Annotated in this window: 25 protein-coding genes; 14 read left to right on the top strand and 11 right to left on the bottom strand. The window is 64.3% G+C overall.

Annotated features, from left to right (window positions below; translation table 11 throughout):
- Positions 1-3: 3 nt before the first annotated feature.
- From rsmG to hemJ, 5 genes are all read right to left on the bottom strand, one after another.
- On the bottom strand, positions 4-645 hold the full coding sequence (gene rsmG, locus A3M7_RS0109985) for a 16S rRNA (guanine(527)-N(7))-methyltransferase RsmG (RefSeq protein WP_198033730.1): 642 nt from the start codon (positions 643-645) through the stop codon (positions 4-6).
- A gap of 141 nt (positions 646-786) precedes the next feature.
- Positions 787-2,667 carry a tRNA uridine-5-carboxymethylaminomethyl(34) synthesis enzyme MnmG gene (mnmG, locus tag A3M7_RS0109980; RefSeq protein ID WP_027543793.1) on the bottom strand — a complete coding sequence of 627 codons (1,881 nt, stop codon included), beginning with the start codon at positions 2,665-2,667 and terminating at the stop codon, positions 787-789.
- A 540-nt stretch (positions 2,668-3,207) separates the two neighbouring features.
- Positions 3,208-4,566, bottom strand: a complete 1,359-nt coding sequence (mnmE, locus tag A3M7_RS0109975; protein ID WP_027543792.1) for a tRNA uridine-5-carboxymethylaminomethyl(34) synthesis GTPase MnmE — start codon at positions 4,564-4,566, stop codon at positions 3,208-3,210.
- 315 nt (positions 4,567-4,881) lie between these two features.
- Positions 4,882-6,147, bottom strand: a complete 1,266-nt coding sequence (rho, locus tag A3M7_RS0109970) for a transcription termination factor Rho (protein WP_011083462.1) — start codon at positions 6,145-6,147, stop codon at positions 4,882-4,884.
- Between the two features lie 249 nt (positions 6,148-6,396).
- Positions 6,397-6,819, bottom strand: a complete 423-nt coding sequence (hemJ, locus tag A3M7_RS0109965) for a protoporphyrinogen oxidase HemJ (protein ID WP_027543791.1) — start codon at positions 6,817-6,819, stop codon at positions 6,397-6,399.
- A 520-nt stretch (positions 6,820-7,339) separates the two neighbouring features.
- On the opposite strand from hemJ, the gene A3M7_RS0109960 reads away from it, so the two are divergent.
- Genes A3M7_RS0109960 through dnaQ form a run of 4 tightly spaced genes read left to right on the top strand, consistent with a single transcriptional unit; the run spans position 7,340 to position 10,166 of the window.
- A complete protein-coding gene (locus A3M7_RS0109960; protein WP_027543790.1) occupies positions 7,340-8,179 on the top strand; it encodes a pyruvate, water dikinase regulatory protein in 840 nt (279 codons plus the stop codon).
- Positions 8,180-8,187: 8 nt separating this feature from the next.
- Positions 8,188-8,796 carry a Maf family nucleotide pyrophosphatase gene (locus tag A3M7_RS0109955; RefSeq protein WP_027543789.1) on the top strand — a complete coding sequence of 203 codons (609 nt, stop codon included), beginning with the start codon at positions 8,188-8,190 and terminating at the stop codon, positions 8,794-8,796.
- Positions 8,797-8,819: 23 nt separating this feature from the next.
- Positions 8,820-9,419 carry a dephospho-CoA kinase gene (gene coaE, locus A3M7_RS0109950; RefSeq protein ID WP_027543788.1) on the top strand — a complete coding sequence of 200 codons (600 nt, stop codon included), beginning with the start codon at positions 8,820-8,822 and terminating at the stop codon, positions 9,417-9,419.
- A 27-nt stretch (positions 9,420-9,446) separates the two neighbouring features.
- On the top strand, positions 9,447-10,166 hold the full coding sequence (dnaQ, locus tag A3M7_RS0109945) for a DNA polymerase III subunit epsilon (protein ID WP_027543787.1): 720 nt from the start codon (positions 9,447-9,449) through the stop codon (positions 10,164-10,166).
- On the opposite strand, the gene secB is transcribed toward dnaQ, so the two are convergent.
- Positions 10,163-10,648, bottom strand: coding sequence for a protein-export chaperone SecB (gene secB, locus A3M7_RS0109940; RefSeq protein WP_027543786.1), 486 nt, complete (start codon positions 10,646-10,648; stop codon positions 10,163-10,165). The two genes, dnaQ and secB, sit on opposite strands and share 4 nt — an antisense overlap.
- Before the next feature lie 415 nt (positions 10,649-11,063).
- Here secB and A3M7_RS0109935 point away from each other — a divergent pair, with 415 nt between their 5' ends.
- The 3 genes from A3M7_RS0109935 to A3M7_RS0109925 are packed head-to-tail and all read left to right on the top strand — an operon-like array spanning position 11,064 to position 13,889.
- Complete coding sequence (locus A3M7_RS0109935; RefSeq protein WP_027543785.1) at positions 11,064-11,771, top strand: Tim44/TimA family putative adaptor protein; 708 nt, start codon at positions 11,064-11,066, stop codon at positions 11,769-11,771.
- Positions 11,749-13,302: a murein transglycosylase A gene (locus A3M7_RS0109930; RefSeq protein ID WP_027543784.1), complete on the top strand. Its 1,554-nt coding sequence runs from the start codon at positions 11,749-11,751 to the stop codon at positions 13,300-13,302. Before A3M7_RS0109935 ends, A3M7_RS0109930 begins: the two co-directional genes overlap by 23 nt.
- Positions 13,299-13,889 carry a Smr/MutS family protein gene (locus tag A3M7_RS0109925; protein ID WP_027543783.1) on the top strand — a complete coding sequence of 197 codons (591 nt, stop codon included), beginning with the start codon at positions 13,299-13,301 and terminating at the stop codon, positions 13,887-13,889. Before A3M7_RS0109930 ends, A3M7_RS0109925 begins: the two co-directional genes overlap by 4 nt.
- On the opposite strand, the gene A3M7_RS0109920 is transcribed toward A3M7_RS0109925, so the two are convergent.
- The 5 genes from A3M7_RS0109920 to hslV form a co-directional block, all read right to left on the bottom strand.
- Entirely contained in the window at positions 13,886-15,010 is a 1,125-nt protein-coding gene (locus A3M7_RS0109920) for a hypothetical protein (protein ID WP_027543782.1), read from the bottom strand. The two genes, A3M7_RS0109925 and A3M7_RS0109920, sit on opposite strands and share 4 nt — an antisense overlap.
- A 180-nt stretch (positions 15,011-15,190) precedes the next feature.
- Entirely contained in the window at positions 15,191-16,495 is a 1,305-nt protein-coding gene (hslU, locus tag A3M7_RS0109915; protein ID WP_027543781.1) for an ATP-dependent protease ATPase subunit HslU, read from the bottom strand.
- A 52-nt stretch (positions 16,496-16,547) separates the two neighbouring features.
- Positions 16,548-17,165, bottom strand: a complete 618-nt coding sequence (locus tag A3M7_RS0109910) for a DUF2585 domain-containing protein (RefSeq protein ID WP_027543780.1) — start codon at positions 17,163-17,165, stop codon at positions 16,548-16,550.
- Positions 17,162-17,647 carry a GNAT family N-acetyltransferase gene (locus A3M7_RS0109905; protein ID WP_027543779.1) on the bottom strand — a complete coding sequence of 162 codons (486 nt, stop codon included), beginning with the start codon at positions 17,645-17,647 and terminating at the stop codon, positions 17,162-17,164. Before A3M7_RS0109905 ends, A3M7_RS0109910 begins: the two co-directional genes overlap by 4 nt.
- 3 nt (positions 17,648-17,650) lie before the next feature.
- Positions 17,651-18,211 carry an ATP-dependent protease subunit HslV gene (gene hslV / locus A3M7_RS0109900; RefSeq protein ID WP_027543778.1) on the bottom strand — a complete coding sequence of 187 codons (561 nt, stop codon included), beginning with the start codon at positions 18,209-18,211 and terminating at the stop codon, positions 17,651-17,653.
- Positions 18,212-18,451: 240 nt separating this feature from the next.
- On the opposite strand from hslV, the gene hisB reads away from it, so the two are divergent.
- From hisB to coaA, 7 genes are all read left to right on the top strand, one after another.
- Positions 18,452-19,045, top strand: coding sequence for an imidazoleglycerol-phosphate dehydratase HisB (gene hisB / locus A3M7_RS0109895; protein WP_027543777.1), 594 nt, complete (start codon positions 18,452-18,454; stop codon positions 19,043-19,045).
- Positions 19,046-19,110: 65 nt separating this feature from the next.
- Entirely contained in the window at positions 19,111-19,641 is a 531-nt protein-coding gene (locus A3M7_RS0109890; protein WP_027543776.1) for a DUF2628 domain-containing protein, read from the top strand.
- The gene (gene hisH, locus A3M7_RS0109885) at positions 19,638-20,288 is read left to right on the top strand and encodes an imidazole glycerol phosphate synthase subunit HisH (RefSeq protein ID WP_027543775.1); all 651 of its coding nucleotides are present in this window, start codon (positions 19,638-19,640) and stop codon (positions 20,286-20,288) included. Before A3M7_RS0109890 ends, hisH begins: the two co-directional genes overlap by 4 nt.
- Positions 20,276-21,019: a 1-(5-phosphoribosyl)-5-[(5-phosphoribosylamino)methylideneamino]imidazole-4-carboxamide isomerase gene (hisA, locus tag A3M7_RS0109880; protein ID WP_198033728.1), complete on the top strand. Its 744-nt coding sequence runs from the start codon at positions 20,276-20,278 to the stop codon at positions 21,017-21,019. The genes hisH and hisA overlap by 13 nt, the downstream gene beginning before the upstream one ends.
- Before the next feature lie 10 nt (positions 21,020-21,029).
- Positions 21,030-21,803: an imidazole glycerol phosphate synthase subunit HisF gene (gene hisF / locus A3M7_RS0109875; protein ID WP_027543773.1), complete on the top strand. Its 774-nt coding sequence runs from the start codon at positions 21,030-21,032 to the stop codon at positions 21,801-21,803.
- 89 nt (positions 21,804-21,892) lie between these two features.
- Entirely contained in the window at positions 21,893-22,213 is a 321-nt protein-coding gene (locus A3M7_RS0109870; protein WP_011083482.1) for a phosphoribosyl-ATP diphosphatase, read from the top strand.
- Positions 22,214-22,239: 26 nt separating this feature from the next.
- Positions 22,240-23,196, top strand: a complete 957-nt coding sequence (gene coaA / locus A3M7_RS0109865) for a type I pantothenate kinase (protein WP_027543772.1) — start codon at positions 22,240-22,242, stop codon at positions 23,194-23,196.
- Positions 23,197-23,248: the final 52 nt, after the last annotated feature.

Raw genomic sequence — 23,248 nt, 5'->3', positions numbered from 1 at the left:
GTCTCAGCTGCGCCGTTCGGCCGCATCGAGCTCCACGATCCAGCCGTCACCCGTACGGCTTTGGTGGAGCTGCGGCTGAATATTCCAATATTTAGCGGCTTCGGTCAATTCAGCCTCTACATCTTGACCCTTCGGAAATAACGCCTTTGCGCCCTGGCGCATCAGCGGCTCCGCAAAGCCGATGAGTTGATGTAGCGGAGCCAACGCACGCGCGGTGACGCAATCGACGGGGCCGGTGATTCTATCCACATTATCCCCGATCTCAGCGAGATGTACGACTCCCGGAGATGCGGTGATGCGAATTGCTTCGCGCAGGAACGCCGCCTTCTTGGCGATTCGCTCGACGAGGTGGACGCTTGCGCCCGGTGTCTCCGCCATGGCGCAGGCCAGGACGACGCCCGGAAATCCACCGCCGCTGCCTAGGTCGGCCCAGCGCCTGGCCGACGGGGCGAGATCGACGAGCTGAAGCGAGTCGGCGATGTGCCGGGTCCAGAGGTGCGGCAGGGTCGAGGGCGCCACGAGATTGGTCTTGGCCTGCCACTCCCGCAACAGCGCGATGTAGCGATCGAGCCGGGCCTCGGTTTCACGTGAAACGGATGCGAGCTTCAGCGCTGCGATCTTGTCGGCTGCGATGACCGAGTCCAACGACGGATCATTGGCGCTGGCCTTGTCGATTTTCGGTGTGATCGGTGCTGGTTCGGCTCGGCGCCGAGCGCCCTCACCCGCCGGGGGTTTCCCTGATGACGGTCTGCCGCCGGCCGGTCCGCGCTGTTTCACGTGAAACGCCTATGCAATTGCTTTGGAAGTCTTCCGTGCTTCGCGGCGAAGATACGCCGCGAGGATGCCGAGCGCCGCCGGCGTCATGCCGTCGATCCGGCCGGCCTGACCGACGGTGAACGGCCGCGCCTTCTCCAGCTTGGCGCGGACCTCATTGGAGAGACCGGGGACCAGCTGATAATCGACCTCTGACAGCACCAGCCCCTCGTCGCGCCGGAAGGCTTCGACGTCGGCGCTCTGACGCTCCAGATAGACATCGTACTTGGCGTCGATCTCGAGATGGGTGGCGATCACAGGGTCGATCGCCGACAGCTCCGGCCAGATGGCGCGGACCTGACTCCAGCCGATGTCCGGATAGGCCATCAGCTCAAAGGCCGAACGACGCTGACCATCCCGGTTCAGGGACAGGGCGTGCTTGATCGCCTCATTCGGGGTGATGGTCAGAGACTTCGACAGTGCTCGGGCGGCATTGAGGACGTCCATCTTGGCTCGGTGATGCCGAGTTCGGGCCCCACCAACGCAACCGAGCGCGATCCCCTTCTCGGTCAGGCGCTGATCGGCATTGTCAGCCCGCAGCGTCAGCCGGTACTCGGCCCTGGAGGTGAACATCCGATAGGGCTCGCTGATCCCGCGGGTGACGAGGTCGTCGATCATCACCCCGAGATAGCCATCGGCACGGTCGAACACCGTCGGTGCGGCGCCGCTCGCGGCCAAAGCCGCATTCAGACCGGCCACGATGCCCTGGCCAGCGGCCTCCTCATATCCGGTGGTGCCGTTGATCTGCCCGGCCAGGAACAGGCCGCGCAGACGCCTGGTCTGCAGGGTCGGATCGAGCTCGCGGGGATCGAGGTGGTCGTATTCGATGGCGTAGCCCGGACGGACCATCTTGACCTGCTCCAGACCGGGAATGCTGGCGAGGATCGCGAGCTGGACCTCCTCCGGCAGCGAGGTCGAGATGCCGTTGGGATAGACGGTGCTGTCGTCGAGCCCTTCCGGCTCCAGGAAGATCTGATGGCCATCACGATCGCCGAAGCGGACGATCTTGTCCTCGATCGAGGGGCAATAACGGGGGCCGGAGCTCTTGATCTGCCCGGAGTACATCGGCGAGCGATGGACATTGGCCCGGATCACCTCATGGGTCGCGGGCGTGGTTCGGGTGATCCCGCACTGGATCTGCGGGGTCGTGATCCGCTCGGTCATCACCGAGAACGGCTCAGGCGGCTCGTCTCCCGGCTGCATTTCCACCGCGGACCAGTCGATTGTGGTGCCGTCCAGACGCGGCGGCGTCCCGGTCTTCAGCCGTCCAAGGGTGAATCCGGCGCGCTCGAAAGAGCCTGAAAGACCCATCGCGGGGGCTTCACCGACCCGGCCGGCGGGCCAATTCTTCTCGCCAAGATGGATCAGACCGCGCAGGAAGGTGCCGGTGGTGACGACGATGGCCCCGGCTCCGAACTCGCGGCCATCGGCCAGGCGAAGTCCGGTCACCCGGCCCTCGACCACGATCAGCTCATCGGCCTCGCCCTCGATGACGGACAGACCCTCGGTCTCCCGGATCGCGGCCTGCATCGCGGCGGCATAGAGCTTCCGGTCGGCCTGGGCCCGGGGGCCGCGGACCGCGGGGCCCTTGCGGCGATTGAGAACGCGAAACTGGATGCCGCCGGCATCGCCGACCCGGCCCATGAGACCGTCCAGCGCATCGACTTCCCGGACCAGATGGCCCTTGCCGAGACCGCCGATGGCGGGATTGCAGGACATCGCGCCGACAGTGGAGAAACGATGCGTCACCAGGGCCGTCGTTGCGCCCATCCGGGCGGAGGCGGCCGCAGCTTCACAGCCGGCGTGCCCGCCGCCAATCACGATGACGTCGAAACTCTCTCGCTCTGTTCGCATGGGCCGATCTTCTAGCTCAGAGGCGGAAAAGCCGGAAGTGGAAACTGGGCGAGGCGGGGTGTTTCACGTGAAACAGGACAGCTTTGGTGCTGTCGCGCATCTTCGCGAAAACAACCCCATGCACAGTAGAAGGCGCATTGTTCCGACTGGTGTTTCACGTGAAACAAGACGGGGTCCACGCGGAGGAAAAGTGTGGTGGCGAGGCCCTCTCGCTTCCTTCGGCGTAGACGGTCAGAGTAGCGAGAACGACCGGCGCGCTCCGTCATTGCGAGCGTAGCGAAGCAATCCAGTTTCCCTCCGCAGAGGCAGTCTGGATTGCTTCGTCGCAAGGGCTCCTCGCAATGACGAGACTGAGGCACGCGCCCTGCTCCAAATCGCCACTGTTTCGCAGCGAGGTCAGATCGAGCGCGCCAACCTGGCTCAAGGCCTGTTTCACGTGAAACAGGCCCACTCGCCTACCACGCAAATGGAGCCGTGCCCTGCTTCACGTGAACCAGCAAGGAATGGAACAAGCACTAGTTCTACAATGAAAAACTAGCGCTACTTTCCGATACAGAATTTCTGGAAAATCGCCCCAAGGACGTCTTCGACGTCCACCCGGCCTAGCAGCCGGCCCAGGGCATAGGCGGCGGAGCGAAGCTCCTCGGCCGCCAGTTCTTCGCCCTCTTCTACAAGCTCAAGACTCCGGCGCAAGCTGTCTGATGCCTGGCGCAACAGATCGCGTTGGCGGGCCCGGGTCACCAATGCGCCCTCACTGGCTCCAAAGAACTCGGCGGCGAACGTCACGAGGCCGTCGACCAGCTGGCGGATCCCGTCGCCCTGGCTCGCCGAGATCCCGAACTCACCCAGTCGTCCGGCTTCCCCGCCCCCGCCGAGATCGATCTTGTTGCGCACGATCCAGACCGAGCCGCCGGACGGATGGCTGCCCTCGCCGGACGTCCACAGCGAACGCATCGCCTCCGGATCGGCGGCCTGCTCACCCTCGACCAGCCACAGCACGAGGTCGGCGTCCTCGGCGCGGGCTCGCGCGCGGCGCACACCCTCCTGCTCCACCGGATCATCGGTCTCACGAATGCCCGCGGTGTCGATGACCGTGACGGGATAGCCGTCGAGATCGAGCTGCACCTCGATCACGTCGCGCGTGGTGCCGGCATACGGCGAGACGATCGCGACCTCGCGACGCGCGAGCTGGTTGATCAGCGTCGACTTGCCGACATTCGGCTCGCCGGCGATGGCGACCACCAGGCCATCGCGTAGACGTTCAGCTTGTCCCTGTGCCGCAAGGACTTCTGCAATTTCGCCGTGCAGCGCCTTGATCGCCTTGACCGCCGGCGCCATCAATTCCGCAGGCACGTCGCCCTCATCCGAAAAATCGATGCCGGCCTCGATCAGCGCCGAGGCCTCGATGATGCGCTCGCGCCAGTCGCGCGCGCGGTTGCCGAGCAGCCCCTGCAATTGACGCAACGCCTGGCGGCGCTGGCGGTCGGTGTCGGCATGGATGAGATCGTCGAGGCCCTCGGCTTCGGTCAGGTCGAGCTTGCCGTTCTCGAAGCCGCGCCGCGTGAACTCGCCAGGCTCGGCCGCCCGTGTATTCGGAATTACAGAAATAGCGGCCAGGAGCGCCGCCAGCACCGCGCGGCCGCCATGGACGTGGAATTCGGCGATGTCCTCGCCGGTCGCGCTCGCCGGCTCCGGAAACCAGAGCACGACCGCATCGTCGATCGGCTGGCTCGCGGCGTCACGGAGCAGCCGGCGGCTGGCCTGCCGCGGTGCCGGCAGTTTGCCCGCGAGCCTCGTCAGCGCCGGGCCGGCCTGGGCGCCCGAGACCCGCACCACGGCGATCGCGCTCGGTGGACGGCCCGACGACAGTGCAAAGATGGTCTGGTCTCGCGGATGCATGGCCTATTTGTCCAGCCGCCGGGGAAAAGGCAAATATCCGTTTCGGCCGATACGCCCGGACCATTTTGCTGCACCATTTCCCGCAGCAAAAGCGCTTATTGCACCGCAACATATCCGGAGCATTCTGCTGCAAAGGTCTCTCGGCCTCGGCCAAGAGACCCTTTCTAGGGTCACGTATTATTTCGATATATCAAAATCTTAATAGAAACCGGATCAGACGGCGAACCCCTCGCCATGCTGCATCCTCGCTGCAACAAGGCTGCACAAACGAAAAGGGCGCCCGAAGGCGCCCTCCAATCCTTTGCTGCACTGCACTCAGGTGTTCATCGAGTCGAAGAACTCCGAATTGCTCTTGGTCGAGCGCAGCTTGTCGAGCAGGAAGTCGATCGCGTCCATGGTGCCCATCGGGTTCAGGATGCGGCGGAGCACGTACATCTTCTTGAGCACCTGCGGATCGGTGATGAGCTCCTCCTTGCGGGTACCGGAGCGCGAAATGTCGATCGCCGGGAAGGTCCGCTTGTCCGAAACCTTGCGGTCAAGGATCAGTTCGGAGTTACCGGTGCCCTTGAACTCTTCGAAGATGACTTCGTCCATGCGGCTGCCGGTATCGACCAGCGCGGTCGCGATGATGGTCAGCGAGCCACCTTCCTCGATGTTGCGGGCGGCACCGAAGAAGCGCTTCGGGCGCTGGAGCGCGTTGGCGTCGACACCGCCGGTCAGCACCTTGCCGGATGACGGCACCACGGTGTTGTAGGCGCGGCCAAGACGCGTGATCGAATCGAGCAGGATCACGACGTCGCGGCCATGCTCGACCAGGCGCTTGGCCTTCTCGATCACCATCTCGGCGACCTGAACGTGGCGCACCGCCGGTTCGTCGAAGGTCGAGGACACGACCTCGCCCTTCACCGAGCGCTGCATGTCCGTGACTTCTTCCGGACGTTCGTCGATCAGAAGCACGATCAGATAGCATTCGGGATGATTGTGCGTGATCGAATGCGCGATGTTCTGCATCAGCACGGTTTTACCCGTGCGCGGCGGCGCCACGATCAACGCGCGCTGGCCCTTGCCGATCGGCGCGACGATGTCGATCACCCTTGCAGAAAGGTCTTTTCGCGTCGGATCGTCGATTTCCATGCGGAAACGCTGGTTCGGAAACAGCGGCGTGAGGTTGTCGAAATTGACCTTGTGCTTGGCCTTTTCCGGGTCCTCGAAATTGAGCGTGTTGACCTTCAGCAGCGCGAAATAGCGCTCGCCCTCTTTCGGGCTGCGGATGTGGCCTTCGATGGTGTCGCCGGTGCGCAGGCCGAAACGGCGGATCTGCGAGGGCGAAACGTAGATGTCGTCCGGACCCGGCAGATAATTGGCATCGGGCGAACGAAGAAAGCCGAAGCCGTCGGAGAGCACCTCGACGACGCCTTCGCCAACGATGTCGGTCTCAGCGAGCGAAAGCTGCTTGAGGATGGCGAACAGCAGCTCCTGCTTGCGCATGGTGCTGGCATTCTCGACCCCATTCTCTTCCGCGAACGAGACGAGCTCGGCCGGGGTCTTCGACTTGAGGTCCTGGAGTTTAATTTCCCGCATTGGGGTGGTCCTGTGGGGTAACCTTAGGGAGGGGGTGCGAGGAGGCTCTGAAATGCGGACGTGAGAAGATAGGGTCCGCAGGTCTGGCAAGGTGAGTGCCGGTGGGGGCTTCAAACCTGATGCGGTGTCCGGCCTCTGGAAAGCTCGGAAACAACCACATCCGCCTGCGTTGGGTGGGATATCGCTAATATAGAAAATCGCCCTTCACTGTGCAAGCCGAAGCGCTGAGCGATCAATCGAGATCGCTGCCTAGAACGGTTTCACGATCACCATGATGACGATGAAGATCATCAGGACCGTCGGCACCTCATTGATAATCCGATAGAATTTCTGACTTCGCGGACGCCGGTCGGCAGCGAAATCTTTCAGCCAGCGCGAAAAAAAGCCGTGGACCGCGGACAGCGCCAGGACCAGTGCCAGTTTTACGTGCAGCCAACCGGATGCAAACCAATGGCCGGACCAGGCGAGATAGAGCCCGGCAAGCCAGGTGATGGTCATGGCCGGGTTGATGATCGCCTTGAGCAGCCGGCGCTCCATGATCTTGAACGTTTCCGACTGCCTGGAGCCGATTTCGGCCTCGCAATGATAGACGAACAGCCGCGGCAGATAGAGCATGCCCGCCATCCAGGAGATGACGGCGATCACGTGCAGCGCCTTGATCCACTCGTACATGCCGGCGGCCTCCCTTTTCTTGTTTCAAAGCGTTTTCTCGCGGCGAACCGGAATCCGCTTCGCTCGAAAACGCTTCTGCTCACCAAACGGTGGATGGAATGAGCCCGGTAAGAATTCATTCATAGATGGGAGCGCAGACTTATCCGAGCGCTCGGCTTATCTAAACCTAAACTTTTAGAATCTTAAGGTTTGAGTCTTAGTGACGGTGGATTGGACTCACACAATTCTGTCCGCCACTTCGCTCGCGCTTGTTCACATCCATCAACATATCCCGCGCAGGCCCTACCCGTTTCGATAAGTCATCCGGGCTCAAGGGCTTGCGTGCGCCTGTCGGCAGCTTATCAAGGGGGTTATCCGCGCAATCCCGCTCCCCTCTCGGCGGGCTGCCGGACTTGTTCTCATGGGCAGCGGTGTGAAGAAAATTGGCCGTTGTCCCGCCCCTGGTGTCGCGCAACCCTTTCCAAGGGGTTAAGCTCCACAGAAATCCACACACCACACCGTCCTCATACAAAGAGTTTTTGTGCCGACCTCGAACAATTATTTCCATCTGCACCTCGTGTCCGACTCCACCGGCGAGACGTTGATCACCGTCGCGCGCGCCGTCGCCGCGCAGTACGCGAACGTCACGCCGGTCGAACATGTCTACCCGCTGGTGCGCAGCCAGAAGCAGCTCGACCGGGTGCTCGACGAGATCGAGGAGGCGCCGGGCATCGTGCTGTTCACGCTGCTCGAGAAGGATCTGGTCTCCCGGCTCGAGGACAAGTGCAAGGGGATCAATGTTCCGAGCCTGTCGATCATCGGCCCGGTGATGCAGCTGTTCGAGGCGTATCTTGGCGCCGCGACCACGGGGCGCGTCGGTGCGCAGCACGTGCTCAATGCGGAATATTTCAAGCGCATCGATGCGCTGAACTACACGATGATCCATGACGACGGTCAGCATGTCGAAGGTCTCGACGATGCCGACGTGGTGCTCGTCGGTGTGTCCCGCACCTCGAAGACGCCGACGTCGATCTATCTCGCCAATCGCGGCATCCGTACCGCCAACGTGCCGCTGGTGCCGGGCATTCCGGTGCCGGCGCAATTGGAAACGTTGACGCGGCCGCTGGTGGTGAGCCTGCACGCGACGCCGGAACGTCTGATCCAGGTCCGTCAGAACCGCCTGCTCTCCATGGGCGCCGATTCCAGCAGCGACACCTATACCGACAAGCAGTCGGTCGCCGAGGAGGTGGCGTTCGCCCGCAAGCTCAGCGCCAAGCACGAATGGCCGCTGCTCGACGTCACGCGGCGCTCGATCGAGGAAACCGCCGCGGCGATCATGAAGCTCTACAGCGATCGCCAGCGCAACCGGCCCTCGGAATAGTTTTCGCGATGGGTCTGTGGCGCGGCAAATCTCCGTTGATCCTGGCTTCGCAAAGCAGCGCGCGAAAGATGCTGCTGGCGAATGCCGGGCTGGAATTCATAGCGATTACGGCCGATATCGACGAGCGCGGCATTCAGGCTGCGTCGAAGCTTTCGAGTCCGCGCGACATCGGTCTCTTGCTGGCGCGCGAAAAGGCCAAGGCTGTCTCGGCCAACCATCCGGGAAGCCACGTCATCGGCGCCGACCAGACCCTGGCTCTGGGCGATCGTCTCTTCAACAAGCCCGCCGGCCGCGCGCAGGCGATGGCGCAATTGCGCGATCTCGCCGGCAAAAGCCATGAGCTGAATTCGGCGGTGGCCGTGGCGCATGACGGCAAGATCGTCTTCGAGGACGTCTCGGTGGCCCGCATGACCATGCGACGGATGAGCGAGGCGGAGCTTTCGGCCTATCTCGATGCGGCCGGCGATGCAGTGACGACCAGCGTCGGCGCCTATCAGCTCGAAGGTCTCGGCATTCATCTGTTCGAGCGCATCGAGGGCGACCATTTCACCATTCTCGGCCTGCCGCTGCTGCCGCTGCTTGCGTTCCTGCGGCGCGAGCGGCTAGTTGCGGTGTGAATGACAGAGATGGCTGGGCGCTGATGCGGATCCTGGGACTGACCGGCTCGATCGGGATGGGCAAATCGACCACCGCGAAATTGTTCGCGGAGGCCGGCGTCCCCGTCTACGACGCCGATGCCGCCGTCCATCAGCTCTACGAGGGCGAGGCTGCGCCTGCGATCGAAGCCGCCTTCCCCGGCACCACCGCGAACGGCAAGGTCGATCGGACAAAACTGTCGGCGCGCGTCGTGCACGATCCCGCCGCGATCAAGCAGCTCGAGCAGATCGTTCATCCGATGCTCGGTGCCTCCCGGACGAAATTCTTTGCCGACGCCGAAGCCGCCAACGCGCCGGTCGTGGTGCTGGATATTCCGCTGCTGTTCGAGACCGGCGGCGAGAAGCGCGTTGACGCCGTCGTTGTGGTCTCGACCTCGCCGGAACTGCAGCGCGAGCGGGTGCTGGCGCGGGGCACGATGGACGAGGCCAAGCTCAACGCCATCATCGCCAAGCAGACGCCCGACGCGGAAAAGCGCAAGCGGGCCGATTTCGTAGTGGATACGTCGCACGGACTTGAACCGGTGCGGGCGCAAATTGGGCACATCCTGGCCGAGGTCGTTAAGATGCCGCAGCGGCGAGCCTGATTCGCCGTCCCACACGGCCTCCTGATCATGCGCGAAATCGTCCTCGACACCGAAACCACCGGCCTCGATCCGCTCCGCGGCGATCGCCTGGTCGAAATCGGCTGCGTCGAGATGTTCAACCGCATGCCGACGGGACAGACGTTCCACCGCTACATGAACCCCGAACGGGACATGCCGGCGGAGGCGTTTGCGGTGCACGGGCTATCGGCCGAATTCCTGGCGACGAAGCCGTTGTTCCCCGAGGTCGTCGACGAGTTCCTGGAGTTCATCGGCGATGCGCCGCTGGTGATCCACAACGCCTCGTTCGACATCAGCTTCATCAATGCCGAGCTCGACCGGATCAAGCGCGCCGCGATCCCGCGCGAGCGGCTGGTCGACACGCTGCTGCTGGCCCGGCGCAAGCATCCGGGCGTGTCCAACCGGCTCGACGATCTCTGCTCGCGCTATGCGATCGACAATTCCCACCGCACCAAGCACGGCGCGCTGCTCGACGCCGAGCTTCTGGCCGAGGTCTATGTTGATCTGGTCGGGGCGCGGCAGTCGCAGCTGCTGCTGGCTTCGGAAGGCGAGGAAATCCGCATCAATGCGGCTGGCGATACGCCGCGGCGGCAGCGGCTGACACCGCTTGCGCCGCGGATTTCCGACGCCGAGCGCGAGGCCCACAGGGCCTTCATCGCAACACTCGGCGACAAGGCGATCTGGAACGAGTTTTTGCCCGCTCCAGCTGCCGTCGATCCGGCTGGTTAGGCCTGACCGGCCTGACCACCGGCGGCCATTTGCCGCTCCATGTTCTGACGATAGAGACCGACGAAATCGACCGGGTCCAGCATCAGCGGCGGGAACCCGCCGTCGCGCACGGCCGTGGCGATGATCTCACGGGCGAACGGGAACAGCAGACGCGGGCACTCGATCATAACCAGCGGGTGCAGGTTCTCCTTCGGCACGTTGACGATCCGGAACACGCCGGCATAGGCGAGTTCGAACGAGAACATCACCTTGCCCGCGGTCTCGGCCTTGCCCTCGACCGACAGCGTCACCTCGAATTCCTGTTCGCTGAGGTTATTGGCGCCGACATTGATCTGGATATTGATCTGGGGAGCCTGGCCCTGCTGCTGGAGCGAGCTCGGCGCGTTGGGATTTTCGAACGAAAGGTCCTTGGTATATTGCGCCAGCACGTTGAGCTGGGGAGCCGGGGCCGCCTCGGGAGGGGTGCCGTTACCGTTGGTCATGAAAGTCTCTCCTTACCCGATTGGGGGCTGAATTTCGCGGCGGTTGGCTAACATAGGGCTACCTCGTTCCACAAGGACGAACGGTCCCGGATCGGGCGGCCGGGCCGCAGCCACAACTGTGACGTTCTGCCCGGCCTCCGGGCCAAATCGCGCCTTAAACGATTGAAGATGCGCGATTTCCGGCCACGATCGGGTTTCCCCTTAAGCATAAAACGCGCTACACTCGGTGCTGTGCCAAAAGGCGCCATTGGCCGGGCAAGATTTCGTGCCTACATCCCACGGACCTGACGTGCGGACCCGAAATGGTGATGTAGACTTGCCGTTCCCGTATGGAACGGTCTACTGGCCGGATTGATTTTCCCGGCGACGACCTTCTAGGCGGCCCTTCTAGAGAAGACCAGAAAGCGAATACCTCGTGGACATCTACACCATCATCTTCCTGGCGCTGGCGGTCTTCATCTTTTTGCGGCTGCGCAGCGTGCTGGGGCAGCGCACGGGCAACGAGCGGCCGCCGTTCGACCATACTGCCGCCCGCAACGCGCTGGGGGGTGCCCAGGACAAGAACGTCGTGACCATGCCGGGCAAGGTGATCGACCAGGCCCCGCTGGCGCCGACGGTCGAGCCGACCCCGCCGTCCGACCGCTGGAAGGGCCTGACCGAGCCGGGCACCGCGCTCGCGCAGGGCCTCGACGCCATCGTCGACAAGGATTCCACCTTCGATCCGCGCCATTTCATCTCGGGTGCCCGCGGCGCCTATGAGATGATCGTGCTGGCCTTTGCCAATGGCGACCGCCGCGCGCTGCGCGACCTGCTGTCGTCGGAGGTCTATGAAAGCTTCGACGCCGCGATCAAGGAGCGCGAGAAGAACGAGCAGAAGACCGAGACGCGCTTCGTCTCGATCGACAAGGCCGAGCTCGTCGGTGCCGAGCTGCGCGACCGCACCGCCCAGCTCACCATCCGCTTCGTCTCGCAGATGATCTCGGCCACCCGCGACAAGGCCGGCAACATCGTCGACGGCAGCGCCGACACGGTCGCCGACATCACGGACATCTGGACTTTCGCCCGCGACACCACCTCTCGCGATCCGAACTGGAAGCTGGTTGGCACCGGAAGCGCGAATTAAGGTCTTCCTGAAGACCAGCGCGACGGCGCTTTGCGCGGGTGTCGTCGTGCTGTCGTCGTTTTCGCTCGGCGCCGAGGCGGCGCGGCGCCACTATCGCAGCCACCATCACCATCTTCCGGAATTGCCCGCCACCCCGCCGCGGGCCTTGCCCTATCCGCAGCTCCCCCTGCCGTTCGAGATATCCGGCGCGCAATACCTGCCGCTGGCCTGGGCCGACGTGAAGGGCTGGAGCGAGGACGATCATCTCGCAGCCTACAAGACGTTCCGCGCGAGCTGCCGGTCGATCAACGCGCAGACCGGCGCTCCCGAACCCAAGAGCGAATACAAGGCGCTGGGGGCATCGCTGAGCGAGCCGTGCCGGGCCGCCAAGACGCTCGAACTCAGCGACGACGCCAAGGCGAAAACCTTCTTCGAGGAGAACTTTGCGCCGCTGCGCATCTCCCGCCTCGGCGAGCCCGATGGCTTCGTCACCGGCTATTACGAGCCGGTGCTGGAGGGATCGCGGACGCAGACCGACGTCTACAATGTCCCGGTCTATCGCCGGCCCTCGAACCTGTTCGTGCGCGGCTACAAGCAGGATTCGGTCAGCCTGCCCAACAAGGGCCCGGTCTATCGCAAGATCGGCCGCCGCAAGCTGGTGCCCTATTACGACCGCGGCGAGATCGAGGACGGCAAGATCGCCGGCCGCGGGCTGGAGATCGCCTGGCTGAAGGACCCGACCGATCTGTTGTTCGCGCAGATCCAGGGCTCGGCGCGGATCAAGTTCGATGACGGCACCACGCTCCGGCTCAACTATGACGCCTATAACGGCTATCCCTACACGGCCGTGGGGCGCATCCTGATCGAGCGCGGCATCATTCCGAGGGAAGAGATGTCGATGCAGAAGATCAGGGAGTGGATGGCGCAGAACCCCGATGGTGCCAAGGAGCTGCGCCGCCAGAACCGCGCCTACATCTTCTTCCGCGAGGTCAATCTCTCGGACAAGGACGAGGCGGTGGGTGCGCAGGGCATCCCGCTGACGGCCGGCCGCTCGATCGCGGTCGACAAGTCGCTGCATGTCTATGGCACGCCGTTCTTCATCGAAGGCGAGCTGCCGATCGACTCCGAGCGCTCCAAGACGCCGTTCCATCGGCTGATGATCGCGCAGGACACCGGCTCGGCCATCATCGGCCCAGCGCGCGCCGATCTCTATTTCGGTGCCGGCGCGGATGCCGGCCGTGTCTCGGGCCGGCTGCGCCATCCCATGCATTTCGTGATGCTGGTGCCGAAAGGCCTCGATCCTACGGCGCGCGCCGCGCGGCTCCCGGTGCCGGACCCGCGGCCCTCGCAGAAGATCGCAAAGCTGTTTCCGCAAACCGAACCTGCTAAGGATCAGGCCAAGCCGGCGGCTCCGGCCGCAGCCGAGGCGCCAGGCAAAGGTGAGACGGTCGCTGTCGCCAGCCCTGTCCCATTGCCGGTGCCGCGTCCCGTGATAGAGCCCGTTCAAGAGCCGCGGCGGCCGGTGAAGAATCGTTCCCATCGGCAACAATGAAGCGATCGTCCCGTCCGCCCGTGCTGGAGCCTCGCCCCTCGCCGCGCCGCCGCGCGCTGAGCGAGGATGAGCGCGCGCTGTGGGATACGGTCGCAAAACAGGTCAAGCCGCTGAGGAAACAACGTGCGCCGAAGGCGCAGGCTGTGCCGCGGGCCGAGCTATCACCCGCCGCGCCGGCTACGCGGCCAGCGCCATCGCCGCGTCCGATTGCTGCGGCACCGGCGCCACGTGCCGTCAAGCCGTCCGTCCCGCCTCTGGCGCCGCTCGGCAAACGCGAGCGCACAAAGCTGTCGCGCGGCCGCAGCGAGATCGAGGCGCGGCTCGATCTGCACGGCATGACCCAGACGCGCGCCCATCGCGCCCTCACCGGTTTCCTGCACCGCGCCCATCACGACGGCCTGACCTTCGTGCTCGTGATCACCGGCAAGGGCCGGAGCGGCGGCGAAAGCGGCGTGCTGCGCCGCCAGGTGCCGGAATGGCTGAGCCTGCCGGAATTCCGTGCCTTCGTGGTCGGCTTCGAGACGGCGCATATCGGCCATGGTGGCGAGGGCGCGCTTTACGTGCGGATCAGGCGGGCGAGATACTAGAACGGCCGCACGATTCCGACGCGCGGGATCAGCGTGATGACCAGGCCGAAGATGTTTGTGTTCTGCTCCTCCGCCGGAATCAGCGGAGTCTCGCGCGCGGCCGGCAGCATCTTCACCGCATGCAGGATCAGGAACATGCAGACCGCCCAGTTCGAGATCCAGCGCGAATAGTCGAACACCATCGCGAACATCACGAGATAAGCGAGGCTGACGCCGATCAGCGCGGCGACGACGAGGCGCCGGTGCGTCTCGCTTGCGAGCGCGCCGATCAGGCTCGCAAAGTAGCGCCATAGCGGCGTGTGCAGCCAGATCAGGAGCGCAAACACGGGCAAACCGAGGATGTTGTGCGGCAGGCGGCCCCAGGTGTCCGAAATCTCCTTCGCCAGCGGCTGGTACCAGATGTAGCTGAATTGCAAGAGGTCGGTGCGAGAGGGATCGGCCATCCGGGTCTTCAGATACGCGACGAAATCCGCTTCCGGGATCGGCATCGTTCCCAGGAATTGTGCCGCGAAGAACAGCGCGGAGACGAGGAGAAAGGCGATGGTGCCGAAGGTGACGTTGCTGCGATTGCAGCCGCAGGCGAGATAATGCCTGACCACGACGATCGCGATGATCGTCGGCACGTACATCAGCAGATGGATGTGATGGATCAGCACGAGCGCGATCGAGAACAGCGCCGCCGTCGCCACGAACAGCAATGAGCCCGCCGGCATCAGCAGCAGGATGATTGCCAGCGTACAGCCATAGATGTCGAAATGGCCGAGCGTGTGCATGAAGTTCTTCAGGAAGAACGGCGAGCCCGCGAGGAAGACGAACAGCGGCAGCGTCCTGGCAGTGAAGCCGAAGGTCTTTTGAAACAGCCTTGCGAACAGCGCCAGCGTCACCAGCCACGTCACCCCGCCGAGCGCGAACACCAGCCAGACCGGCACCTTCGCCGTGAACAGCGCGACCACCGCCCCGATCAGCGCGCGCTTGATGAAGCCGAAATGATAGTCGACGAGCAGGTGGATGTAGGGGACGTAAGGCGGCAGCTGGATCTTGTGAACGAACACGCCGACGATGATTGCGGCGTTGATCGCGAGCAGCAGGCGCCAGGGGTTTTGCAGGACGCTAGCGGGCACGCGGCACCCGACGCGCGTCTATCTCCGCCGTCGTCCCGGCGAAGGCCGGGACCCATAGCCACGAATGTTCGTTTTGAGCCAACGCTGGGGCCGCTATCATTTCCAACAAGCACCGCCCGTGATTATGGGTCCCGGCCTTCGCCGGGACGACGGCGGAATGAATAGCGCGGACCTTTGGAATTACAAAATGAACCGGCTGAGATCGGCGTTCTTGGCGAGGTCGCCGACGTGCTTCTGCACGAAATCGGCATCGACCCGGATGGTCTCGCCGTCGCGGTCGGGGGCGGTGAAGGAGATCTCGTCCAGCACCCGCTCCATCACCGTCTGCAGCCGCCGCGCGCCGATGTTCTCGACGGTGGAGTTGACGGCGACCGCGACGTCGGCGAGCGCGTCGATGGCGCTGTCGGTGATGTCGAGCGTGACACCCTCGGTCTGCATCAAGGCGACATATTGCTTGATCAGCGAGGCCTCGGGCTCGGTCAGGATGCGGCGCATGTCGTCGCGGGTCAGCGGCTGCAATTCGACGCGGATCGGCAGGCGGCCCTGCAATTCAGGCAACAGGTCCGACGGCTTGGCGACGTGGAAGGCACCCGAGGCGATGAACAGGATGTGGTCGGTCTTCACCGCGCCGTGCTTGGTCGAGACCGTGGTGCCCTCGATCAGCGGCAGCAGGTCGCGCTGCACGCCCTCGCGCGAGACGTCGCCGCCGACGCGGCCGTCGCGGGCGCAGATCTTGTCGATCTCGTCCAGGAACACGATGCCGTTGTTCTCGACCGCGCTGATCGCCTCCAGCGTGAGCTGCTCGGTGTCCAGCAGCTTGTCGGATTCCTCGTTGACGAGGATCTCGTGCGAGCTTTCCACCGTCAGCCGTCGCGTCTTGCTGCGGCCGCCCAGCTTGCCGAAGATGTCGCCGATCGAGATCGCGCCCATCTGCGCGCCCGGCATGCCCGGAATCTCGAACATCGGCATGCCGCCGCCGGACGACTGCGTCTCGATCTCGATTTCCTTGTCGTTCAGTTCGCCCGCACGCAGCTTCTTGCGGAAGGATTCCCGCGTCGCCGCGCTGGAATTGGCGCCGACCAGCGCGTCGAGCACGCGCTCCTCGGCGGCGAGCTGGGCGCGCGCCTGCACGTCCTTGCGTTTGCGCTCGCGCACCTGGGCGATCGCGACCTCGACGAGATCGCGCACGATCTGCTCGACGTCGCGGCCGACATAGCCGACCTCGGTGAATTTCGTCGCTTCGACCTTCAGGAACGGCGCATTGGCAAGTTTTGCCAATCGCCGCGCGATTTCCGTCTTGCCGACGCCGGTCGGCCCGATCATCAGGATGTTCTTCGGCAGCACCTCCTCGCGCAAGGAGCCTTCGAGCTGCTGCCGGCGCCAGCGATTGCGCAGCGCGATCGAGACGGCGCGCTTGGCATCGGCCTGGCCGACGATGAAACGGTCGAGTTCGGAAACGATTTCGCGGGGAGAGAAGTCTGTCATGGGACCTTAGCTAGGGTCAGATGCGGGCCGGGACAAGTCGCTTTTTCGGCGGTCAGATGATCGGCGGCCCCGATTGCCATTGCTTCACGGCCTCGATCGGATGGATCAGCATCAAGATATTGAGCGTCAGATTGTCGCGAATGTGGAGCGCCAGCATGATCTCGAAGGCGAGCCCGAGCAGGACGGTCACCGTGACAGGCAGCACGCGCGCGGCAAGGAACCCCAGCGCCATGAACAGCGTGTCCGACACCGAATTGACGATGCTGTCGCCAAAATAGTCGAGCGAGATCGTGCCGGCGCGGTAGCGCTCGATGATGAATGGCGAGTTCTCGACGATCTCCCAGGCACCTTCGATCAGCATGGCGACGATCAGCCGTGCCGGCCACGACAGAGGCAGCAACGGCAGGCGCGCGAACAGCAGAAAGGTCAATGCGTAGAACAGGAAGCCGTGCAGGACGTGCGAGAAGCTGTACCAGTCGGCGATGTGCTGGGAATTCTCCGAGCTGTTCACCACGCCGTGCCACAGCTTGACGTAGCCGCAGGTGCAGATCGGCACCCGCCCCATCGCAAACAGGATCGAGGCCTGCAGCGCCAGCAGCAGCAGCGCGATGCCGACCCAGGCGAATGCTGGCACCGCGGCTTTGCTTTCGCGCGCGCTGGCCAGCGTCATGGCTCGCGCACCATCAACAGTGCCGGCCCGTCCGGCGTCTCGATCATGCGGTCGCGGACGAAGCCCGCCTTCTCGTAGGCGCGCAGGGCGCGCAGATTGAGCGGGTCTGGATCGGTGACGACGCGTGGCAGGCCTTGCCGCAGCTCTGCGTCGACGAATTGGCGGATGAAGGCCGAGCCGTGGCCGCGCGCGATCATGTCGCTTTCGCCGATGAACTGATCGATCCCACGCGTGCCCTCCGGTTGTGGCCCGAAGCCCGTATTCCAGGCGGTCAGGCGGTAGCACTGAAGATAGCCGAACGGCTTGTCGCCGGCCAACACGATGAACTGGTCCATCGCCGGCTCATCGAGGTCGCCGCTGACCAGCGCAAGCTGCTCGGCCGGATCGCCCCACCATTCCCGCACATGCGCCTCGCCCAGCCACCGCCGGATCAGCGGCAGGTCAGCCGCGGTCATCGGGCGGAAGGCATAGGCGGGCGTCATGGCCTAGCCGGTCGCCAGGCTTTCGATGGTCACATTGCGGTTGGTGTAGACGCAGATGTCGGCGGCGATATCGAGGGAGCGGCGGACGATGGTCTCGGCGTCCTTGTCGGTGTCGAGCAGGGCCCGCGCGGCCGCCAGTGCATAGTTACCGCCGGAGCCGATCGCCATCACGCCGGCCTCGGGCTCGAGCACGTCGCCGGTGCCTGTCAGCACCAGGGAGACGTCCTTGTCGGCCACGATCATCATGGCCTCCAGCCGCCGCAGGTAACGGTCGGTGCGCCAGTCCTTGGCGAGCTCGACCGCCGCCCGGGTCAACTGCCCCGGATATTGCTCGAGTTTGGCTTCCAACCGCTCAAAGAGCGTGAAGGCGTCGGCGGTGGCGCCGGCAAAGCCGCCGATGACGTCGCCCCTGCCGAGCTTGCGAACCTTCTTGGCATTGGATTTGATCACGGTCTGGCCGATCGAGACCTGGCCGTCGCCGCCGACCACCACCTTGCCGCCCTTGCGGACCGTCAAGATCGTGGTGCCGTGCCAGCCCGGCGAGCTGTTCTGGGAATCCTGCATGAAGTACCTCATTGTCCGGCCTGATTTAGGCGGTCGGGAGCGAGGGCACAACGGGCCGCTCCGGGCCCAATTTCGCTCACCATAGGCAGAAGTAGAGGCCCGGCCAGCCGTTCCCGCAGTAGCGAAGGCGTCATGGGGCTGTTAAAAGACCCCCGTTTTCGGCCCCCGAGCATGATCCGGAAAAGTGGGCACCGGTTTTCCGACAAAGATCATGCTCAAATGAAGCGAAAGCTAGTTTTGATGCGCACCGCGACGATCAAGCGCAAGACCAAGGAAACCGACATCGAGGTCACCGTGAACCTCGATGGCACCGGCGTGTCCAATATCGCGACCGGCATCGGCTTTTTCGACCATATGCTCGATCTCCTCGCCCGCCATTCCCGCATCGACCTCACGGTCAAGGCGGTCGGCGACCTGCACATTGATCATCACCATACCACCGAAGACACCGGCATCGCGCTCGGCCAGGCGGTCAAGCAGGCGCTCGGCACCATGGCGGGCATCACCCGCTATGCCGGCGTGCACATGCCCATGGACGAGACGCTGTCGCGCGTCGTGATCGACATCTCGGGCCGCCCGGTCCTGGTGTTCAAGGTCGACTTCCCCCGCGACAAGATCGGCGAGTTCGACACCGAGCTGGTGCGCGAGTGGTTCCAGGCCTTCGCCATGAACGCCGGCGTGACTCTCCACGTCGAGACCCTATATGGCGATAATAGCCATCATATCGCCGAGTCCTGCTTCAAGGGTCTGGCGCGGGCGCTGCGGGCGGCGGTCGCGATCGATCCGAAGGCGGCGGGTGAAATCCCGTCCACCAAGGGCTCGCTCGGCGGCTGACATCTCCGTCTCGGTGGCAATCGCTGCCGGCGGCATCACTGAATTCTCGAGAACGGGGCATCACCATGCCTGTCTACACAGTTCATGCTCCCTTCCCTGCCGGAGCCGATCTGCGCGCGACCGACAAGTTCGTCTTCGTGCGCGACGGCTTCCATTACTGGGCGATGGTTTTCGGCCCGTTCTGGCTGTTGTGGAACCGGCTGTGGCTGGTGCTGATCGGCTGGCTGGTCTTCGTCGCCGCGTTCAATGCCGGACTGTCCAGCCTCGGCATCGGACGCGGCGCGATCTTCTTCTCCGATATCATCGTTGCGCTGCTGATGGGTTTTGAGGCCTCCAGCCTGCGCCGCTGGACGCTGTCGCGCGGCAAATGGCGGCTGCTCGATATCGTCGTCGGGGACGACGAGGACACCGCCGAGCGCCGCTTCTTCGAGCGCTGGAGCCAGAAGCAGCACGGCATCGTCAACGATCAATGGGCCGTCGATCGCGGCGGCCCGCCGCCGACCCGCAACACGCCGGGCCAGCAATTTTCGAACCCGCCGCCGCTTCCGGCCGGCGGCATCATTGGATTGTTTCCAGAACCGGGAGGGTCAAGATGAGCATCGCCATCATCGATTACGGTTCCGGCAATCTGCATTCCGCCGCGAAAGCCTTCGAGCGCGCCGCGCGCAGCCTGGAGAACCCGCAAAAGGTCTTCGTCACCAGCGATCCGGACCAGGCTTACAGCGCCGATCGCCTGGTGCTGCCGGGCGTCGGCGCCTTCGCCGATTGCCGGCGCGGCCTTGACGCCGTCAACGGCATGGTCGAGGCGATCACCGAAGCGGTGCGCGTCAAGGCGCGGCCGATGTTCGGCATCTGCGTCGGCATGCAGCTGTTCGCCACCCGCGGCAAGGAGCATGTCATCACGCAGGGCCTGAACTGGATCGGCGGCGACGTCGAGAAGATCACGCCGCGCGACGAGAGCCTGAAGATCCCGCACATGGGCTGGAATACGCTCGACGTGCTGCGCGAGCATCCGGTGCTGAACAAGCTGCCGCTCGGCCCCAAGGGCCAGCACGCCTATTTCGTGCACTCCTACCACCTCAACGCCGCCAATGAGGCGGACGTGCTCGCGCGCGCCGATTACGGCGGGCCTGTCACCGCGATCGTCGCCAAGGACACCGCCATCGGCACGCAATTCCACCCCGAGAAGAGCCAGCGTTTTGGGCTCGCCCTGATCTCGAACTTTTTGCGATGGAAGCCGTGATTCTCTTTCCCGCTGTTGATCTCAAGAACGGCCAATGCGTGCGCCTCGAGCAAGGCGACATGGCGCGCGCGACCGTGTTCAACCTCAATCCCGCGGCGCAGGCGCAGAGCTTTGCCGAGCAGGGCTTTGAGTATCTCCACGTCGTCGACCTCGACGGTGCCTTTGCCGGCAAGCCGGTGAATGCGCAGGCCGTCGAGGCGATGCTCAAGACGATCAAGATCCCGGTGCAGCTCGGCGGCGGCATTCGCGACCTCGCGACCATCGAAGCCTGGCTCGAAAAGGGCATCACCCGCGTCATCATCGGCACCGCCGCGGTGCGCGACCCTGAACTGGTGAAAGCTGCAGCCAGGAAATTCCCCGGCCGCGTCGCGGTCGGGTTGGACGCCCGCGACGGCAAGGTCGCGGTCGAGGGCTGGGCCGAGACCTCGCAGGTGACGGTGCTGGAGATCGCACAGCGCTTCGAGGATGCCGGCGTTGCCGCCATCATCTTCACCGACATCGCGCGCGACGGCCTGCTCAAGGGCCTGAACCTGGATGCGACCATTGCGCTGGCCGACGCCATCTCGATCCCCGTGATCGCCTCCGGCGGTCTCGCCTCGATCGAGGACGTCAAGGCGATGCTGACGCCGCGCGCATCGAGGCTCGCCGGCGCGATCGCCGGCCGCGCCCTTTACGATGGCCGGCTCGACCCCGCTTCCGCCCTCACCCTGATCCGCAACGCGCGCGCCTAGGAGCCGACACATGTTCAAGGTGCGCGTGATCCCCTGCCTCGACGTCAAGGACGGCCGCGTCGTCAAGGGCGTCAATTTCGTCGATCTGCGCGATGCCGGTGATCCCGTCGAAGCCGCGATCGCCTATGACGCCGCCGGCGCCGACGAGCTCACGTTCCTCGACATCACCGCGACCCATGAGAACCGCGGCATCATGCTCGACGTGGTCCGGCGCACGGCGGAGGCCTGCTTCATGCCTGTGACCGTCGGCGGCGGAGTGCGCGCGGTTGACGATATCAAGACGTTGCTGCGCGCCGGCGCGGACAAGGTCTCGATCAACAGCGCCGCGGTGTCGCGGCGCGAATTCGTCAAGGAAGCCGCCGAAAAATTCGGCGAGCAGTGCGTGGTGGTCGCGATCGACGCCAAGCGGGTCAAGCGCCCGGGCGGCGACCGCTGGGAGATCTTCACCCATGGCGGCCGCAACTCCACCGGCATCGACGCCATCGAATATGCCCAGGAAGTGGTCTCGCTCGGCGCCGGTGAAATCCTGCTGACCTCGATGGACCGCGACGGCACGAGGCAGGGGTTCGACATCCCGCTGACCCGGGCGATTGCCGACAGCATTCCCGTTCCCGTGATCGCCTCGGGCGGCGTCGGCAATCTCGACCATCTCGTCGACGGTATCCGCGACGGGCACGCCACGGCGGTGCTGGCGGCCTCGATCTTCCATTTCGGGGAATTCACCATCCGCGAGGCCAAGGAGCACATGGCCCGGCGCGGCCTGCCCATGCGCCTGGATGCCTGACGACTCCCGCTCCTAGAAATGCTACACAGGCCGGCGGGAATGGCCGCCGTGGCAAGTGTGCCGCCAAGTGTGTTTTTCGAGTAATTCCGATGCCGCGTTTCACGATCCACGATCTGGCCGAGACCATCGACGCCCGCGCGGCGGCCGGCGGCGAGGGCTCCTATACCCGCAAGCTCCTGGACAAGGGCGCCGAGCATTGCGCCAAGAAGTTCGGTGAGGAAGCAGTCGAAACCGTAATCGCAGCAGTCGAAAACGATCGCGCGCATCTGATCGCCGAGGGTGCCGATCTGCTCTATCATTTCCTTGTGCTTTTGAAGGCACGCGGCATAAAGCTGGAAGAGGTCGAGGCTGCGCTCGGCAAGCGAACCTCGATGTCAGGGTTGGAAGAAAAAGCTTCGCGTAAAGAGTGAGTAAGTCGCAACGGAAAGGCGGCGTTATGGATATCCGCGCACCCGAGCAGCAGTATAATCCGTACCGCGTCTATACGCGCGAGCAATGGGCGCGGTTGCGGGACGATACGCCGATGACGCTGGAGCCGGGCGAGTTCGACCGCCTTCGCTCGCTGCACGATCGCCTGGACTTGCAGGAGGTCGAGGACATCTACCTGCCGCTGTCGCGCCTGCTGTCGATCTATGTCGATGCGATGCAGCGCCTGTATTACGCGGAGCGCCAGTTCCTCAACATCCGCGACCGCAAGATGCCCTACATCATCGGCGTCGCCGGTTCGGTCGCGGTCGGAAAATCCACCACCGCCCGCGTGCTCCAGGCGCTGCTGGCGCGCTGGTCGCCGCGCCCGAAGGTGGACCTGATCACGACCGACGGTTTTCTGTACCCGAATGCCGTGCTCGACCGGCAGGGCATCATGCAGAAGAAGGGTTTTCCGGAGAGCTACGACCTGCCGCTGCTGCTCGGCTTCCTCTCCGACATCAAGGCCGGCCGCCGCCACGTTCGCGCGCCAGTCTATTCGCATCTGACCTACGACATCGTGCCGAACCAGTGGGTGGAGATCGACCAGCCCGACATCCTGATCGTCGAGGGCGTCAACGTGCTGCAAACCGGCAAGCTGCCGCGCGACGGCAAGGCGGTGCCGGTGGTCTCCGACTTCTTCGATTTCTCGGTCTATATCGATGCCGACGAAGCGGCGCTGCGGCGCTGGTACATCAAGCGCTTCCTGGCGCTGCGCGACACCGCGTTCACCAATCCCAAATCCTACTTCAACCGCTACGCGCTGTTGTCGGACGAGGAAGCCACCGCCACCGCGATCGCGATCTGGGAGCGCACCAACCTCGCCAATCTCGAGGACAACATCCTGCCGACCCGCCCCCGCGCGACGCTGATCCTGAAGAAGGGCCCCGACCACGTGGTCGAGAGCGTGGCGCTGCGGCGGCTGTAGGTTTAGGCGTCGTCCTGGCGAAAGCCAGTGCCGTAGGGTGGGCAAAGGCGCG

Source organism: Bradyrhizobium sp. WSM2254, from assembly GCF_000472645.1.
Classification (GTDB): Bacteria; Pseudomonadota; Alphaproteobacteria; order Rhizobiales; family Xanthobacteraceae; genus Bradyrhizobium; species Bradyrhizobium niftali.
Note: the sequence above shows the minus strand (reverse complement) of the source record. Positions and strands in the feature narration are given on the sequence as shown.